General features: G+C 73.2%; 13 protein-coding genes. 10 read left to right on the top strand and 3 right to left on the bottom strand.

The features are described from left to right. Window positions 1-71: 71 nt before the first annotated feature. The 6 genes from GA0074696_RS09905 to dusB all read left to right on the top strand — a co-directional run bounded on the left by GA0074696_RS09905 (window position 72) and on the right by dusB (window position 6,090). Complete coding sequence (locus tag GA0074696_RS09905) at window positions 72-545, top strand: hypothetical protein (protein WP_088964473.1); 474 nt, start codon at window positions 72-74, stop codon at window positions 543-545. A 114-nt stretch (window positions 546-659) separates the two neighbouring features. Beyond that, a complete protein-coding gene (locus GA0074696_RS09910; protein WP_088960817.1) occupies window positions 660-2,039 on the top strand; it encodes a glycine--tRNA ligase in 1,380 nt (459 codons plus the stop codon). Window positions 2,040-2,188: 149 nt separating this feature from the next. After that, window positions 2,189-3,010: a hypothetical protein gene (locus GA0074696_RS09915; RefSeq protein WP_088960818.1), complete on the top strand. Its 822-nt coding sequence runs from the start codon at window positions 2,189-2,191 to the stop codon at window positions 3,008-3,010. Between the two features lie 75 nt (window positions 3,011-3,085). Then, window positions 3,086-3,994 (top strand): hypothetical protein, encoded by a 909-nt coding sequence (locus GA0074696_RS09920; RefSeq protein ID WP_088960819.1) that lies wholly within the window; start codon window positions 3,086-3,088, stop codon window positions 3,992-3,994. Further along, on the top strand, window positions 3,987-4,811 hold the full coding sequence (locus GA0074696_RS09925; protein WP_088960820.1) for a hypothetical protein: 825 nt from the start codon (window positions 3,987-3,989) through the stop codon (window positions 4,809-4,811). Before GA0074696_RS09920 ends, GA0074696_RS09925 begins: the two co-directional genes overlap by 8 nt. Window positions 4,812-4,914: 103 nt before the next feature. Beyond that, window positions 4,915-6,090, top strand: coding sequence for a tRNA dihydrouridine synthase DusB (dusB, locus tag GA0074696_RS09930; RefSeq protein WP_088960821.1), 1,176 nt, complete (start codon window positions 4,915-4,917; stop codon window positions 6,088-6,090). Between the two features lie 117 nt (window positions 6,091-6,207). Here dusB and GA0074696_RS09935 read toward each other — a convergent pair whose 3' ends face one another. Both GA0074696_RS09935 and GA0074696_RS09940 read right to left on the bottom strand, forming a co-directional pair. Further along, window positions 6,208-6,870 (bottom strand): C39 family peptidase, encoded by a 663-nt coding sequence (locus GA0074696_RS09935; protein ID WP_088960822.1) that lies wholly within the window; start codon window positions 6,868-6,870, stop codon window positions 6,208-6,210. Window positions 6,871-7,532: 662 nt separating this feature from the next. Further along, window positions 7,533-9,302, bottom strand: coding sequence for a beta-N-acetylhexosaminidase (locus tag GA0074696_RS09940; RefSeq protein WP_231925421.1), 1,770 nt, complete (start codon window positions 9,300-9,302; stop codon window positions 7,533-7,535). A gap of 374 nt (window positions 9,303-9,676) precedes the next feature. Between GA0074696_RS09940 and ppdK the strand changes: the two genes are divergently transcribed. Beyond that, window positions 9,677-12,385: a pyruvate, phosphate dikinase gene (ppdK, locus tag GA0074696_RS09945; protein ID WP_088960824.1), complete on the top strand. Its 2,709-nt coding sequence runs from the start codon at window positions 9,677-9,679 to the stop codon at window positions 12,383-12,385. An 82-nt stretch (window positions 12,386-12,467) separates the two neighbouring features. Here the strand turns inward: ppdK and GA0074696_RS09950 are convergent, their stop codons facing one another. Next, window positions 12,468-12,956: a roadblock/LC7 domain-containing protein gene (locus tag GA0074696_RS09950; protein WP_172894241.1), complete on the bottom strand. Its 489-nt coding sequence runs from the start codon at window positions 12,954-12,956 to the stop codon at window positions 12,468-12,470. A gap of 234 nt (window positions 12,957-13,190) precedes the next feature. Between GA0074696_RS09950 and GA0074696_RS09955 the strand changes: the two genes are divergently transcribed. Genes GA0074696_RS09955 through GA0074696_RS09965 form a run of 3 tightly spaced genes read left to right on the top strand, consistent with a single transcriptional unit; the run spans window position 13,191 to window position 15,711 of the window. Further along, entirely contained in the window at window positions 13,191-13,541 is a 351-nt protein-coding gene (locus GA0074696_RS09955) for a VOC family protein (protein WP_088960826.1), read from the top strand. 3 nt (window positions 13,542-13,544) lie between these two features. Then, complete coding sequence (locus GA0074696_RS09960) at window positions 13,545-14,867, top strand: deoxyguanosinetriphosphate triphosphohydrolase (protein ID WP_088960827.1); 1,323 nt, start codon at window positions 13,545-13,547, stop codon at window positions 14,865-14,867. Window positions 14,868-14,877: 10 nt separating this feature from the next. Beyond that, window positions 14,878-15,711: a siderophore-interacting protein gene (locus tag GA0074696_RS09965; RefSeq protein ID WP_088960828.1), complete on the top strand. Its 834-nt coding sequence runs from the start codon at window positions 14,878-14,880 to the stop codon at window positions 15,709-15,711. The last annotated feature ends 74 nt before the right edge of the window (window positions 15,712-15,785 follow it).

Genomic DNA, 15,785 nt, shown 5'->3' on the forward strand with positions numbered 1-15,785 from the left:
CCGGCCCGGCAGCCCCACCGCCGTACCCCGCGACGCCCGGCGGGGACGGCGCCCCGCCGGCCGACCCGGGGGTGCCGGCCCCGCCGCCCGGCCCGGGAGTGGCCCCACCGTTCGCCGCGCCGCCCACCGAGGGCGGCCGCAAGCGGCTCTGGCTGGGCCTCGGCGTCGGGGCGCTCGCCCTGCTGATCTGCTGCGGCGGGGGCGGGGCGGCCCTGATCGGCCTGACCATCAGCAACGCCCAGGCGATCGAGGAGCAGGGGCACGCGGTCACCGACGCCTACTACCGCGCGCTGGTGCGCAAGGAGTACGGCGCGGCCTACGACAAGCTCTGCGACGAAGAGCAGCGGCGCGAGTCCCGGGCGGAGTTCGCCCAGCGGGTGGCCGACGAGCCGGCGGTCGCCGCCTACCGGGTGGGCGAGGTCGACCCGAACGCGCTCACCGTGCCGGTGGACGTCACCTTCAGCGGCGGCTTCCAGGACACCCAGCAGGTCACCCTCGCGCCGGACCAGCAGACCGCCGGCATGGAGGTCTGCGGGGTCAACTGAGCCGGCCGGAGTATTCTGCTGGGCTCGGGACGCCGCTGGTCGTACCGTTGTCCCGAACTGTTCGTTCCGTCCACATCACGTCCCCGCCGACCGCCAGCCGGCGTAGGAGGAAACATGCCAGCCGACCGTATCGACGCCGTCGTCAGCCTCGCCAAGCGCCGAGGCTTCGTCTTCCCCTCCAGCGAGATCTACGGAGGCACCCGGTCGGCGTGGGACTACGGTCCGCTCGGCGTGGAGCTCAAGGAGAACGTCCGCCGGCAGTGGTGGAAGACCATGGTCCAGCAGCGCGACGACGTCGTCGGCCTGGACTCCGCGGTCATCCTGGCGCGCAAGGTGTGGGAGGCCTCCGGCCACATCGCCGAGTTCGTCGACCCGCTCACCGAGTGCCAGTCCTGCCACAAGCGGTTCCGCGCCGACCACCTGGAGGAGGCGTACGCCGAGAAGCACGGCAAGCCGCTGACCTCGCTGTCCGAGCTGAACTGCCCGAACTGTGGCAACAAGGGCACCTTCACCGAGCCGAAGATGTTCAACGGCCTGATGAAGACCTACCTCGGCCCGGTGGAGAGCGACGAGGGCATGCACTACCTGCGCCCGGAGACCGCCCAGGGCATCTTCGTCAACTACAAGAACGTGGAGACGGTCGCCCGCAAGAAGCCGCCGTTCGGCATCGCGCAGACCGGCAAGTCGTTCCGCAACGAGATCACCCCGGGCAATTTCATCTTCCGTACCCGGGAGTTCGAGCAGATGGAGATGGAGTTCTTCGTCGAGCCGGGCACGGACGAGGAGTGGCACGAGTACTGGCTCCAGGAGCGCTGGAACTGGTACCTCGACCTGGGTCTGTCGGCGGAGAACCTGCGCTTCTACGAGCACCCCAAGGAGAAGCTCTCCCACTACTCGAAGCGCACCGTCGACATCGAGTACCGGTTCCAGTTCGGCGGCAGCGAGTTCGCCGAGCTGGAGGGCATCGCCAACCGGACCGACTTCGACCTCTCCACGCACAGCAAGCACTCCGGCGTCGACCTGTCCTACTTCGACCAGACGAAGCAGGAGCGGTGGATGCCGTACGTCATCGAGCCGGCCGCCGGTCTCACCCGCGCGGTGCTGGCGTTCCTGCTCGAGGCGTACGACGAGGACGAGGCCCCGAACACCAAGGGCGGCGTGGACAAGCGCACCGTGATGCGCTTCGACCCGCGGCTGGCCCCGGTCAAGGTGGCGGTGCTGCCGCTGTCTCGCAACGAGGCGCTCTCCCCGAAGGCCAAGGGCCTCGCCGCGCAGCTGCGCAAGCGCTGGGTGGTGGAGTTCGACGACTCGCAGGCCATCGGCCGCCGCTACCGCCGTCAGGACGAGATCGGCACCCCGTTCTGCGTGACCGTCGACTTCGACACCCTCGACGACGACGCGGTGACCGTGCGGAACCGGGACACCATGGCCCAGGAGCGGATCGCCCTGGACCAGGTCGAGCGCTACCTGATCGAGCGCCTGCCCGGCTGCTGAACCGGCACCCCACGGCCCCGCCCCCAGCAGGGGCGGGGCCGTCGTCGTCGGTGGCCCATCGGCCGGCGGTTGCGCCCACCCGGTGGTTGAGCCGGGCCTGATCTCGTGCGAGCATTCCCGGCGTTGAATCTCATCACGGGGGTGTGTGCATGACGCGCGCGTCGCAACAGGACAACGACCACGACCCGAAGCGGCGGCGCCTGCTGCGCCGCGCCGCCACGGTCGCCGCCACCACGGCCGGCGCCGGTGTCGCCGCGGCCGTGGCGATGCCCGGCACAGCCCAGGCCGCCCCGGGTGACAACCTGATCATGGCTACGACGAACGACGCCGGCCCAGCCACCACCACGCTGAACGGCGCACCGGCCCTGACGCTGAAGAACACCGCCGGCGCGCCGCTGCGGCTGGTGCCCGGCGACTCGATCTATCCGCAGGTGCTCGAAGCGCCCGTCGGCAGCATGGCGGTCGACGACCAGGGCGACCTGTTCGTCCGCGCCGGCGTGCCGACCAGCCCGACCAACGGCTGGGCCTGGACCACCGAGTGGGCCACCACCTCCGTCGCGGTGCAGCCGACCCGGGTGCTGGACACCCGTTCCGTCGACCTGCGCCGCAACATCGTCTCCGGCACCCTGGACTCGCTGGGCCGGCTCCAGCCCGGCGTGCCGATCGTGCTCAGCCTGGACGGGTACGTCCGGGACGGCTACGCGATCAAGGGCAACGTGACGGTGGTCGGGATGACCGGCTCGGGTGTGCTCACCGTCTGGGGCAGCGGCACCAAGCCGACCGCGTCCACGGTGAACTGGTGGACCCAGGGGCAGATCCTGTCCAATTTCCTCTTCACCGAGCTCGGCGCCGTCGGGGCGTACCGGAGCGTGCTGACGCTCCAGGCCACCGCGTCACCGACCCACGTGATCGTGGACCTGACCAGCCTGCTGGTCGGCCACCCGAGCCAGGTGCTCGTCGGCCGTGCGTAGCCGGCCCGGTCCCGCCCGCTCCGCGGCGGCCGCCGCCGGCCGCCGCCCGTCGATCCAGCCCACGGGGGAATCAGCATGACGTCCGAGTCCGACCGCGCCGCCTCACGGCGCACCCTGCTGCGGCGGGCCGCCGTCACCGGCGGCGCCGCGGTCGCGGCCACCGCGGCGACCGCCGTGAACGCCGCTCCCGCCTCCGCCGCTGTCGGCGACCCGGTCCTGATCGGCCAGCCCAACGCGGGCGGGACGACCACGGTGACCAGCGCCGCCCCGGGTGGAGCGGCCACCCTCGCCCTAAAGAACGCCACCGGCGTGACGCTCGAGCTGAAGATGGCCGACTCCCACTCGTTGACCCCGCCCGCTGGCTCCCTCACCGCGTACGCGAACGGGCTGAACGTCTCCAACGGCAACGGCGGCTACACCTCGTTCACCACGGCGAACGCCACCATGCTGGTGCCGATCCCGCCGACCCGGGTGCTCGACACCCGCACCGCCGCCGGCCGGGCCCGGTTGCTGGAGGGCGCCGGGCAGATCGACTCGCAGGGCCGTGCGGTCGCGGGCGCCTGGCTGCTGGTCCACCTGGCCGGCATCGTCGAGTACGGCGACGGCCTGATCGGCAACGTGACCGTGGCCAAGACCGAGAAGGGCGGCTTCGCCACCGTCTACGGTCGGGGCGACGCCCCGGGCGCGTCCACCATCAACTGGTGGGGCGCCGGCCAGCTGCTCTCCAACGGCGTGATCACCCAGGTGAGCGCCTGGTCGACCGCCGACGGCGAATACTACCCGGACACCGTGGCCATCTGGGTGCAGAAGAGCGCCACCGCCGTCATCCTCGACGTGACCGGCCTGCTGGTGTTCCACCCGGAGTCCGCCGTCATCAACAACCCGAAGGGCCTGACCGCCGGCTCCGGCACGAGCGGCGTCCGCGCCGACGTGATCAAGGCCAGCGCCGAGCGCGCTGACCGGGAGGTGCAGCCCAGTGCGTGAGACCGAGGAGACCACCAGCATGACCACCGACGAGACGTCGTCGACCACCCGCCGCCGGATCATCAAGGCCGGTGTCGCCGCGGGCGCCGGCGTCGGCGCGGCGGCGGTCGTCGCCACCCCGGCCGCGGCCGACCCGGGGCAGCCGGTGCTCGTCGGGGCCACCAACGACGCCGGCACGGCGGAGACGGTGCTGGTCGGCGGCTCCTCGGCGAACCCGACCCTGCTGCTGGGCGGGGACGACCCGGCGTTCCGCCTGGTGCCCACTCCGGACGCGAACATCCCGCAGGAGCTGCCGACCGGCTCGCTCGCGGTCAACGAGGCTGCCGACCTGGTGATCGGTGGCAAGGGTGGCGCCAAGGCGTACGTCAACACCTCGCGGTGGGCGAACCGGACGATGGCCGTCCCGCCGCAGCGGATCCTGGACACCCGCGCGATCTCCACCTACAGCGCGAACATCCTGGCCGGGAGCGCCGGCGTGACCTCGGGCAAGCTCAACGCCGGCAAGGTCATCCACCTGACGGTGAAGAACGTTCCACCGGCGGTGGCGGAGAAGGCGACGGCCGCGTACGTCAACATCACCGTGGCGGGCACCGTCTCCGCCGGGGTGCTGACCGCGTACAGCTCGTCGATCGCCAAGCCGGGGACCTCGTCGCTGAACTGGTGGGGACCGAACCAGATCCTCTCCAACCTGGTGGAGGTGCAGCTCGGCAGCTACAACGGCAACGGCCTGTCGTTCGCGCTCCACGTCAACGCGGCCACGTCCGTCATCGTGGACGTCTCGGGCCTGATCCTGTCCGCGCCCGGCAGGTCCTACTGACCCGTACGCCGGTCGCCGTCGCGGTGCGAGTTCGCTCACCATCGCGGCGGCGACCGGCCACCGGGCCCCGGCGGGCCGCGGCCGGCGTGGGATTCTTGGGTACGTGACCAGTCCCGCCTCCTCCGTAGCGCTCCGCCCGCTCACCCTCGGGCCGCACCAGGTGTGGCCGCCGGTGGTGCTCGCCCCGATGGCCGGCATCACCAATGTCGGCTTCCGGCAGCTCTGCCGGGAGCAGGGCGGCGGCATCTACGTCTGCGAGATGATCACCACGATCGCGCTGGTCGAGCGGAACCCGAAGACGCTGCGCATGATCGCCTTCGGCGCCGACGAGCGGCCGCGCAGCCTCCAGCTCTACGGCACCGATCCGGAGATCACCGCCGCCGCGGTGCGGATCGTGGTGGAGAAGGACCTCGCCGACCACATCGACCTCAACTTCGGCTGCCCGGTGCCCAAGGTGACCCGCAAGGGCGGCGGCTCCGCGCTGCCGTGGCGGCGGCGGCTCTTCGCCCGCCTGGTCCGGGCCGCGGTGGACGCCGCCGCACCCGCCGGGGTGCCGGTCACCGTGAAGATGCGCAAGGGCATCGACGACGACCACCTGACGTACGTGGAGGCCGGGCTGGCCGCGCAGGACGCCGGGGTGGCGGCGGTGGCCCTGCACGGGCGCACGGCCGCGCAGCGCTACTCGGGCACCGCCGACTGGGACGCCATCGCCACCTTGAAGCAGGCCCTCGACGTGCCGGTGCTCGGCAACGGCGACATCTGGGAGGCCGACGACGCGCTGCGGATGGTGGCGCACACCGGCGTGGACGGGGTGGTGATCGGCCGGGGCTGCCTGGGCCGGCCGTGGCTCTTCGCCGACCTGGAGGCCGCGTTCGACGGCCGCCCCGAGCGGCGGCTGCCCACCCTCGGCGAGGTCGCGCAGACCATGCGCCGCCACGCCGAGCTGCTGGTCGACCAGTTCACTGCCGGCAGCCGTAGCCCGGCCCGGGGCGAGCGGGACGGCTGCACCGACTTCCGCAAGCACGTCGCCTGGTACCTCAAGGGCTTCCCCGTCGGCAGCGAGCTGCGCCGCGAGCTGGCGATGATCGAGAGCCTGGCGCAGCTCGACGACCTGCTCGGCAAGCTGGACCCGACGGAGCCCTTCCCGGTGGCCACCCTCGGTCAGCCGCGCGGTCGCACCAACTCCCCGGGCAAGGTCTTCCTGCCCGACGGCTGGCTGGCCAGCCGGGACGACGACACCGTGCCCGAGGGCGCCGAACTGGCCGACTCCGGCGGCTGAGCGTCGCTGGTCCGGCCGAGCCGCCCGGAGGCGCACGCGACGAAAGCCGCCCGGATGCGCACACGACGATGGGCCGGCCCCCGGGTGGGGGCCGGCCCTTGTCGGTGTTGCGGTGGATCAGGCGGCGGCGGAGTAGCCGCGGGTGGCGATCCAGTCGGCCAGGTTGTCCACGCTCATCCGGTAGGACATCTGGTCGGCGTTCGCCGAGTCGGCGATCGTGACGACGTTGCCGCCGTCGCGGTAGCCGATGACGCTGATGTAGTGCCCGCCTTCGAAGGAGTGGGTGGTGCCGTCGGTGTCGGTGGCGGTGCCGGCGATGTTCGCGACCACCGCCCGGCCGTCGTCGATGGTGCGGACGACGTCGGCGCGCAGCTTCTCGGTCTGCTTGCGGTCGGCACTGTTGTCGCGGATCTCGACGCTGCGGTAGACCTTCTTGCCGGTCTCCTTGTTCAGCACCGGGGTGATGTCGTTGATGCTGTTGGTGCCCGCCTCGGTGGTGCCCATCTCCTTGGCCATGGCGTCCACGTCGATGTTCTTGCCCTGCACCGACAGGGCGTTGCGGGTGGCGGCGGGGCCGCAGTAGTAGAAGTTCGGCTGGGCCTCGTAGGACATGGTCAGCTCACGCTCGCCGTGCGACTTGCGGTCGTTCTGCACCGACGCGGCGCCCTTGCTGGTGGCGGGCGAGTCCGTGCTGGCGGTGGTGAGCGGGCCGGCGACGGCGCCGGTGAAGGCGAGGCCGGCAGCGGTCAGGGCGGTCTTGCGGATCAGATCGGTACGCATGATCGGCCTCTCTGTTCGGGGGTGCGCGGCACACGCAACAGGGGCGCGGTGCCGCGGGAGAAGTCAGAAGGGGATCGACCCGGGCGATCGGCGGGACCTGCTCGGGTGTCCGGGGGATGCAACCGGCCCGGGCGGCCGCGCATTCCATCGGGCCGATCCCTGGGATCCGTCCGGCCGGGGGAGCGCCGGAGGTACGCCATGTACAACGGCCTCGCCCCATCGGCCATTCCGCCCCGGGGCGGCCCCGCCCACAAGACACCGCAGGTCAGACGGCATGCGCCGGGCGGGTACCGCCCACCCGAACCGGACATCCGGCACCGAGTCGGCGGCCCGACCCCCTACGCCGCGTTGATCAAGAAGTTCGCGTCGGAGACACGCCGCCCGACGGACGCAAACCTCTTGATCAACGGCGCGGGCGGGCGTTGGTTGGAGGTCGACGCGGAGATCTTGGACAGTTTCCGTTCCGCCGACCGGAAACTGTCCAAGATTCGCGGGGTGTGGGGTGGGGGATGGGCCGGTTTGTCCGGAATGGGGCTGAGCGTCGGTGTTGCTGGGGCGGCGAATCGCTCCGGCCCGCTGGCGATGGCGGCGTGCCTGGAGGTGGCGTATCGCCGGCGGGTCGGGTGGGTGCCGGCGCCAGATCCGGGGCGGGGGCGGGCGGCTCAGCCCGTGGGGGTCGGCGTGGCGGGTGGGACGGGGATCGCGGTGGTCGGGGTGGCGGCCACGTCCCGCTCGGCCGGCCAGGGGATCTCCGGGGCGCGGTGGAAGGCGATGCCGGCGGTCGCCCAGCGCGGGCCGTGGCCGGCGAGGCGCTCGCGGAACCGGGCCCAGTCGTGCGCCGAGCGGGGCGACCAGCCCAGCTCCGCGATGGCGGGCAGCCGGGGAAGGAACATGAACTCGACCTCCGCCAGCGTGGTCACCGACTCGGTCCAGAGCGGCGCCTCCACGCCGAGCACCGCGTCGGCCGGTACGCCGGCCACGTGCGTGCCCGGATCCCAGTCGTACGCGCGCCGCACGTCGATCAGCCCGGCCCAGTCGTGCCCGATCGGGGTGTCCGGGGCGTACTTCATGTCCAGGTAGGCGTGGTTGCCGGGGGAGAGGATCAGCCGGGCGCCCCGGCGTACCGCCTCGGCGACCACCGGATCCATGCCGTCGGTGCCCCACCACTGGAGCACCCGCCCCTCGGTGTGCCCGGCCGGGGCGATCTGGTGCCATCCGATGACCGTCTTGCCGGTGCCGGCGACGATCCGCTGGGTGCGCTCGACGAAGCCGGTGTACGCCGCGCCCTTGACCTTGAACGCCTCGTCGCCGCCGATGTGCAGCCACGGGCCGGGGGTGCGGGCGGCCACCTCGCCGAGCACGTCGGCGACGAAGTCGTACGTCCGCTCGCTGGCCGGGTCGACGTAGCTGAAGCCGACCTCGGTGCCGGTGTACGGCGGCGGCGCGACCCGGTCCGGCGCCAGCTCCGGGTACGCGGTCAGCGCCGCGCTGGTGTGGCCGGGCAGGTCGATCTCGGGGACGACGGTGACGTGGCGGCGGGCGGCGTACCGGACGATCCGCCGGTAGTCCGCGCCGGTGTAGAAACCGCCCGGGCCGCCGCCGACCTCGGTGGCCCCGCCGACGGTGGTCAGCGCGGGCCACGAGTCGACGGCGATCCGCCAGCCCTGGTCGTCGGTGAGGTGCAGGTGCAGGTGGTTGAGCTTGTACCGGGCCAGGTGGTCGATCACCCGCAGCACGTCGGCGACGCCGAAGAAGTGCCGGGAGACGTCGAGCATCGCGCCCCGGTACGGAAAGCGTGGCCGGTCGACGATCACGCCACCCGGCACCACCCAGCGGGCAGCGACCGGGGACGGGCTCTCGACCGCCGCGGGCAGGAGCTGCCGCAGCGTCTGCACCCCGTGGAACAGGCCCGTGGCCGTGTCGGCGCTGATCCGCACTCCGGTGGGGGTGACGGCCAGGCGGTAACCCTCGGCGCCCAGCTCGGCCGCGCCGGCGGTGCCGCCGAGGTCGCCCACGCCGGCGGTGCCGCCGAGGTCGCCCACGCCGGCGGCGCTCACCGCGTCCTCGGCCGCGGCCCGGGGGCGGGGTACGCCGGCGGGCGGCATCGCGGTGGCCAGGGTGAGCACCAGCGGGCCGTCGGTCGCGGCGGCCTCGACGACCACCGGCAGCGGGTATCCGGTGGCCGGTCGCAGCAGCTCGGCGAGCTGTTCGGCCACGTCCCGGGCGTCCGGATCGGGGCCCACCCGGACGGCCGCGTCGGCGGGGAGGGTGAAGTCGGCCGTCGGGTCGGGCCGGACCTGCTCCGGGGCCGGCACCACGTCGCCCAGCCGGACCGGCGCGGGCGGGGCCAGCAGCTCCCCGGCGGTCAGCTCGGCGGCCCGGGCCAGTTCGGCGGCGGCCGGCCGGTGGGTGGACAGGTCGACCTGACCCAGCGGTTCCCGGTCGGCCCCGGCGGTGGAGCCGTTCTCCGGGCTGGTCGAGGAAATGGGCGGCACGGCGGCGGCTCCGGGGTGTATTTGCGGCGGATATGGCAAAGGTCAGGTTCAGCAGAACCGGTGCCGTCAAGAATACGAGGAGACCCGAAATTGCGTGATCGTGCGCGTGGAAGCGTTCCCAGAAACCCCCGCGAACGCGGATAGTCGTGATGGCTGTGCCTATTGTCACCGAACGGTCCCAGGCCACCCGATGTTCGCTTAACCTTCGCCCACCGAGCGGCGCTGGCACCGGGATTACCGGTGGCCCGCTCCGGGGTATGAGGCAGCTGAACCTTCGTTAAGTGTCAATCCGGCGCGCGTGGGAGGCTCTGGTGGCAGCGCAAGAGACGGTCGATCACAAGTACGTCTACGACTTCGCCGAGGGCAACAAGGACCTCAAGGACCTGCTCGGTGGCAAGGGGGCCAACCTCGCCGAGATGACCAATCTCGGGCTGCCGGTCCCGCCCGGGTTCATCATCACCACCGAGGCGTGCAAGGCGTACCTGGCCACCGGCGAGGAACCCGCCGGGCTGGCCGGTCAGATCGCCACCCACCTGGAGGCCCTGGAACGCGAGATGGGCCGCCGCCTCGGCGACCCGGACGACCCGCTGCTGGTGTCCGTACGCTCCGGCGCGAAGTTCTCCATGCCCGGCATGATGGAGACCGTCCTCAACGTGGGCCTCAACGACCGCAGCGTGGTCGGGCTTTCCGCCCAGGCCGGCGGCAACGACCGGTTCGCCTGGGACTCGTACCGCCGGCTGATCCAGATGTTCGGCAAGACCGTCTGCGAGGTGCCGGGCGAGGAGTTCGAGCACGCCCTGGACGAGGCCAAGCGCGCCAAGGGCACCACCAACGACCTCGACCTCGACGCCGACGACCTGCGCGGGCTGGTCGACGCGTACAAGAAGATCTTCGTCAAGCACACCGGCCGGGAGTTCCCGCAGGAGCCGCGCGAGCAGCTCGACCTGGCCATCCGTGCGGTCTTCGAGTCGTGGAACGCCGAGCGGGCCGTGGTCTACCGCCGCCAGGAGCGCATCCCGGCCGACCTCGGCACCGCGGTCAACGTGGTCTCCATGGTCTTCGGCAACCTCGGCCCCGACTCCGGCACCGGCGTCGCCTTCACCCGCGACCCGGGCAGCGGCGCGCAGGGCATCTACGGCGACTACCTGGCCAACGCCCAGGGCGAGGACGTCGTCGCCGGCATCCGTAACACCGTGCCCCTGCAGGAGCTGGAGCAGCTCGACAAGAAGTCCTACGACGAGCTGCTCGCGTTCATGGCCCGGCTGGAGGGGCACTACAAGGACCTCTGCGACATCGAGTTCACCATCGAGCGCGGCAAGCTCTGGATGCTCCAGACCCGGGTCGGCAAGCGCACCGCCGCCGCCGCGTTCGTCATCGCCGGGCAGCTCGTCGACGAGGGCCTGATCGACCTGGACGAGGCGCTGCACCGGGTCAACGGCGCGCAGCTGGCGCAGCTGATGTTCCCCCGGTTCCGCCTCGACCACGAGTTCCAGCCGGTCGCCAAGGGCATCGGCGCCTCACCGGGCGCCGCCTCCGGCAAGGTGGTCTTCACCTCGGCGCGGGCGGTCGAGCTGGCCGCCGAGGGGGAGGCGGTGATCCTGGTCCGCCGGGAGACCAACCCGGACGACCTGAACGGCATGATCGCCGCCCAGGGCATCCTCACCTCGCGGGGCGGCAAGACCAGCCACGCCGCCGTGGTGGCCCGGGGCATGGGCAAGACCTGCGTCTCCGGCGCCGACGAGATCGACGTGAACGTACCGGCCAAGCGCTTCACCGTGGCCGGGCAGACCGTCACCGAGGGCGACATCGTCTCCATCGACGGCACCACCGGCAAGGTCTACCTCGGCGAGGTGCCGGTCATGCCGTCCGAGGTGGTGCAGTACTTCGAGGGCAGCCTCGAACCGGAGCACGTCGACAACCCGCTGGTCCGGGCCGTACACCGGATCATGAGCCACGCCGACGCCAAGCGGCGGCTGGCGGTCCGGACGAACGCCGACACCGGGGCGGACGCGGCCCGGGCGCGGCGCTTCGGCGCCCAGGGCATCGGCCTGTGCCGCACCGAGCACATGTTCCTCGGCGACCGGCGGGAGCTGGTCGAGCGGCTGATCCTGGCCCGCACCGACGACGAGCGGGAGTCGGCGCTCGCCGCGCTGCTGCCGTTGCAGCGCGACGACTTCGTGGAGATCTTCCGCGAGATGGACGGCCTGCCGGTCACCGTGCGGCTGATCGACCCGCCGCTGCACGAGTTCCTGCCCCCGCTGGAGCAGCTCGCGGTCAACGTCGCCGTCGCCCAGGAGCGCGGCGAGGACGTCGCCAAGGAGGAGGCGCTGCTCGCCGCCGTCCGGCGGATGCACGAGGAGAACCCGATGCTGGGCCTGCGCGGCGTGCGCCTCGGCCTGGTCATCCCGGGCCTGTTCGCGATGCAGGTCCGGGCCATCGCGGAGGCCGCCGTCGCGGTCACCCGCGCCGGCGCGGTCGCCAAGCCCGAGATCATGGTGCCGCTGGTCGGCGCGGTGCAGGAGCTGGAGACGGTACGGGCCGAGGCCGAGAAGATCATCGCCGAGGTGGTCGGGGACAGCGGCGTCGAGGTGCTGATCGGCACCATGATCGAGGTACCCCGGGCGGCGCTGACCGCCGGGCAGATCGCCGAGGCGGCGCAGTTCTTCTCCTTCGGGACCAACGACCTGACCCAGATGGCCTGGGGCTTCTCCCGCGACGACGTCGAGGGCGCGTTCTTCTGGCGCTACCTGGAGCTGGGCATCTTCGGCATCTCCCCGTTCGAGTCCATCGACCGGGACGGGGTGGGCCGGCTGGTCCGGATCGCCGCGAAGGAGGGCCGGGCGGCCCGGCCGGGGCTGAAGCTCGGCGTCTGCGGCGAGCACGGCGGCGACCCGGACTCGGTGCACTTCTTCCACGAGGTGGGCCTGGACTACGTCTCCTGCTCCCCGTTCCGGGTGCCGGTGGCCCGCCTGGAGGCCGGCCGCGCGGCCGTCGAGACCGGCGGTTCCGACAGCCGCTGACCGCACGACCGACGGCGGCTCCGGGTGCTCCCGGAGCCGCCGTCGTCGTCGGTGGGTGTGGTGCGTCGCGGCGGGCCCGGCCCTACAGCGGCGGGCGCCGCCAGGTCGATCCGGGCCGCCGCCGCGCCAGCGCCGGCAGCGGGGTACGCACGGCGAGCGCGCCGTGCACCTGCGGCACGGGCGTCGCGCCCACCGCCACCCGCTGCGAGTCGAACGCCGAGCCGGCCCGCTCGGCCACCGCCCGCGCCTCGGCGTGCAGCGCCTCCAGGTCGGCACCCGCGCCGGTGACCAGGGTGAGCAGCGCGTGCCGCCCGGCCGGATAGGTGACCACGGAGCCGGTGGCGGTGTGCACCACCGACTCCCGGAAGCCGCCGCCGCGCACCGTGTGGGCGACCTGGTGCCCCACCCCGAAACTCACCGCGGCGAGGGCGGCCAGGTGGGTCGCGTCGGTGGTCGGCAGGTCGCTGGCGATGAGCATCCCGTCCCGCCCGCCCAGCACCGTGCCGGCCACCTCGGGGCGGCGTCGGCGCAACCTCCGCAGCTCCGCGTCCATCACCGTGTCAACGTGCACGAGCGTCCCCCGTTCGTCGCGTTCCGGTCGTCGGTGTCACGTACCGCTCCCGGCACGTTACCGAAGGCCACGCCGCGCCCGCGATCCCGTGACGGTCGGCAATCGGTCGACAACTGTCGTCTGATCGGCGGTTGCGGACCCGCCAAGCGACGCTCACCGGCGCGCCGCGCGGGCCACCCGGGCGTAACCTGGGCTCCCGCGAGCAGTTGCGTACGACCGGCGAAGGGTGGCCGCATGACCAGCGTCTGGGAGAGCTTGACCGTCGACGCCCGGGACCCGTCCCGGCTGGCCCACTGGTGGGCCGAGGCGTTGGGCTACCAGGTGGTCGCGGAGAAGCCGGACGAGGTGGAGATCCGCCAGTCGCGCGACCGGCTGCCCGGCATCGTCTTCGTCCCGGTCGCCGACGGCAAGGAGACCAAGAACCGGCTCCACCTCGACCTGCGCCCGGCCGACCAGGAGGCCGAGGTCGAGCGGCTGGTCGACATGGGGGCCCGGCACGTCGACGTCGGCCAGGGCGACGCCTCCTGGACGGTGCTCGCCGACCCGGAGGGCAACGAGTTCTGCGTGCTGCGACAGCAGGGCTGAGGAGTGCGTGACGCCGACCCGGCCGGGCCGTGGGACGCGGCCGACGCGCGGCGTCGGGTCGACGAGGCGCCGAAGGACACCGGCTACGGCCGGTCGCCGTACGAGCGGGACCGGGCCCGGGTGCTGCACTCGGCGGCCTTCCGGCGGCTGGCCGCCAAGACCCAGGTGCACGTCGCCGGCACCGACGACTTCCTGCGTACCCGGCTGACGCACTCGCTGGAGGTGGCCCAGATCGCCCGCGAGATGGGCGCCCGGCTGGGCTGCGACCCGGACGTGGTGGACACCGCCGGGCTCGCGCACGACCTCGGCCACCCGCCCTTCGGGCACAACGGCGAGGACGCCCTCGACCGGCTCGCCGCGCCCTGCGGCGGGTTCGAGGGCAACGCCCAGACGCTGCGCGTGCTGACCCGGCTGGAGGCCAAGGTGGTCGGCCCGGACGGCGTACCCGCCGGGCTCAACCTCACCCGGGCCTCGCTCGACGCGGTCGGCAAGTACCCGTGGCCCCGGCAGCCGGGACTGCGCAAGTTCGGGGTGTACGACGACGACCGGCCGGTCTTCGACTGGCTGCGCGAGGGCGTACCCGCGGGGGACGGCGGCGGCCCGCCCGGCGGCGCGCGGCGCTGCCTGGAGGCCCAGGTGATGGACTGGGCCGACGACGTCGCCTACTCGGTGCACGACGTGGAGGACGGCATCCACGGCGGGTACCTCTCGCTGCGGCCCCTGCTCGACGACCCGGACGAGCGGGCCGCCCTCTGCGTCGACGTGGCCGCCGTCTACTCCGGCGAGTCCCCGGCCGACCTCGGCGAGGTGCTGGTCGACCTGCTCGACGAGCCGGAGCTCGCCGCGCTCGCCGGGTACGACGGCAGCCACCGCGCGCAGGTCGCGCTGAAGGCCACCGCCAGCGTGCTGACCGGCCGGTTCGTCTCCGCCGTGGTGACCGCCACCCGGGAGCGGTTCGGCCCGGGCCCGCACCGCCGGTACGCCGCCGACCTGGTGGTGCCGCGCCGGGTCCGGGCCCAGTGCGCGCTGCTGAAGGGGATCGCCTGGCGCTACGTGATGAACCGCCCGGGCGCCGGCGCCCGGTACGACCGGCAGCGGGAGGTCCTGGCCGAGCTGGTCGGCGTGCTGGGCGACCGGGCGCCGGACGCGCTGGACCCGGTCTTCGCCCCGCTGTGGCGGGCCGCTCCGGACGACACCGCCCGGCTGCGGGTGGTGGTCGACCAGGTGGCGTCGCTCACCGACCCGGCGGCGGTGGCCTGGCACGACCGGCTCGTCCGGGGTGCGGGTCGTGCTCCCGACCCGCGGCCCCGCGACGACTTAGGCTAGCCTAAGTGACATGACGGAGCGCCCCAAGAAGGTCACGTCCGCCCGGGTCCTGCGGACCGAGCGGCCCACCCCGCACCTGATCCGCCTGGTCCTGGGTGGCCAGGAGCTGGCCGGGCTGCCGGTCGGGGAGTACACCGACCACTACATCAAGATCGTCTTCCCGGCGCCGGGGGTCGACCACCCCCGGCCGCTGGACCTGGCCGCGATCCGTCGTGACCTGCCCCGCGAGCAGTGGCCCCGGCTGCGCGCCTACACCGTGCGCGCCTGGGACCCGCTGGCCGGTGAACTCACCGTGGACGTGGTGCACCATGGCGACGAGGGGCTGGCCGGGCCCTGGGCGGCCCGGCTGCGCCCCGGCGACGAGGTGCTCTTCGTCGGCCCCGGTGGGGCGTACGCGCCGGACCCGGCGGCGGACTGGCACCTGCTGGTCGGCGACGAGAGCGCGCTGCCGGCGATCGGCGCGGCGCTGGAGCGGCTGCCGCTCGGCGCCCCGGCCGCCGTCTTCGTCGAGGTCGACGGGCCGGCCGACGAGCAGCGGCTGCTCAGCCCCGGCGCGGTGGCGCTGACCTGGCTGCACCGCGGCGACCGGCCGGTCGGCGAGGCGCTGGTCGAGGCGGTCCGGGCGCTGGAGTTCCCGCCCGGCCGGGTGCAGGCGTTCGTCCACGGCGAGGCCACCTTCGTCAAGGAGCTGCGCCGCCTGCTGCGCGTCGAGCGCGGGGTGCCCCGCGAGGCGCTCTCCATCTCCGGCTACTGGCGTCGGGGCATGGACGACGAGGGCTGGCGGTCCACCAAGGCGGACTGGAACCGCCAGGTCGAGGCCGACGAGGTCGCCCCGGTCGGCTGACCCGCCGCCCGGGCTCCCGGGTCGGGTTCCGGGCGCCGGCGTCGTTCGCCACACGCCCGTGCCCCCGGCGGCGG

It is taken from the genome of Micromonospora purpureochromogenes (genome assembly GCF_900091515.1).
GTDB classification, from domain to species: domain Bacteria; phylum Actinomycetota; class Actinomycetes; order Mycobacteriales; family Micromonosporaceae; genus Micromonospora; species Micromonospora purpureochromogenes.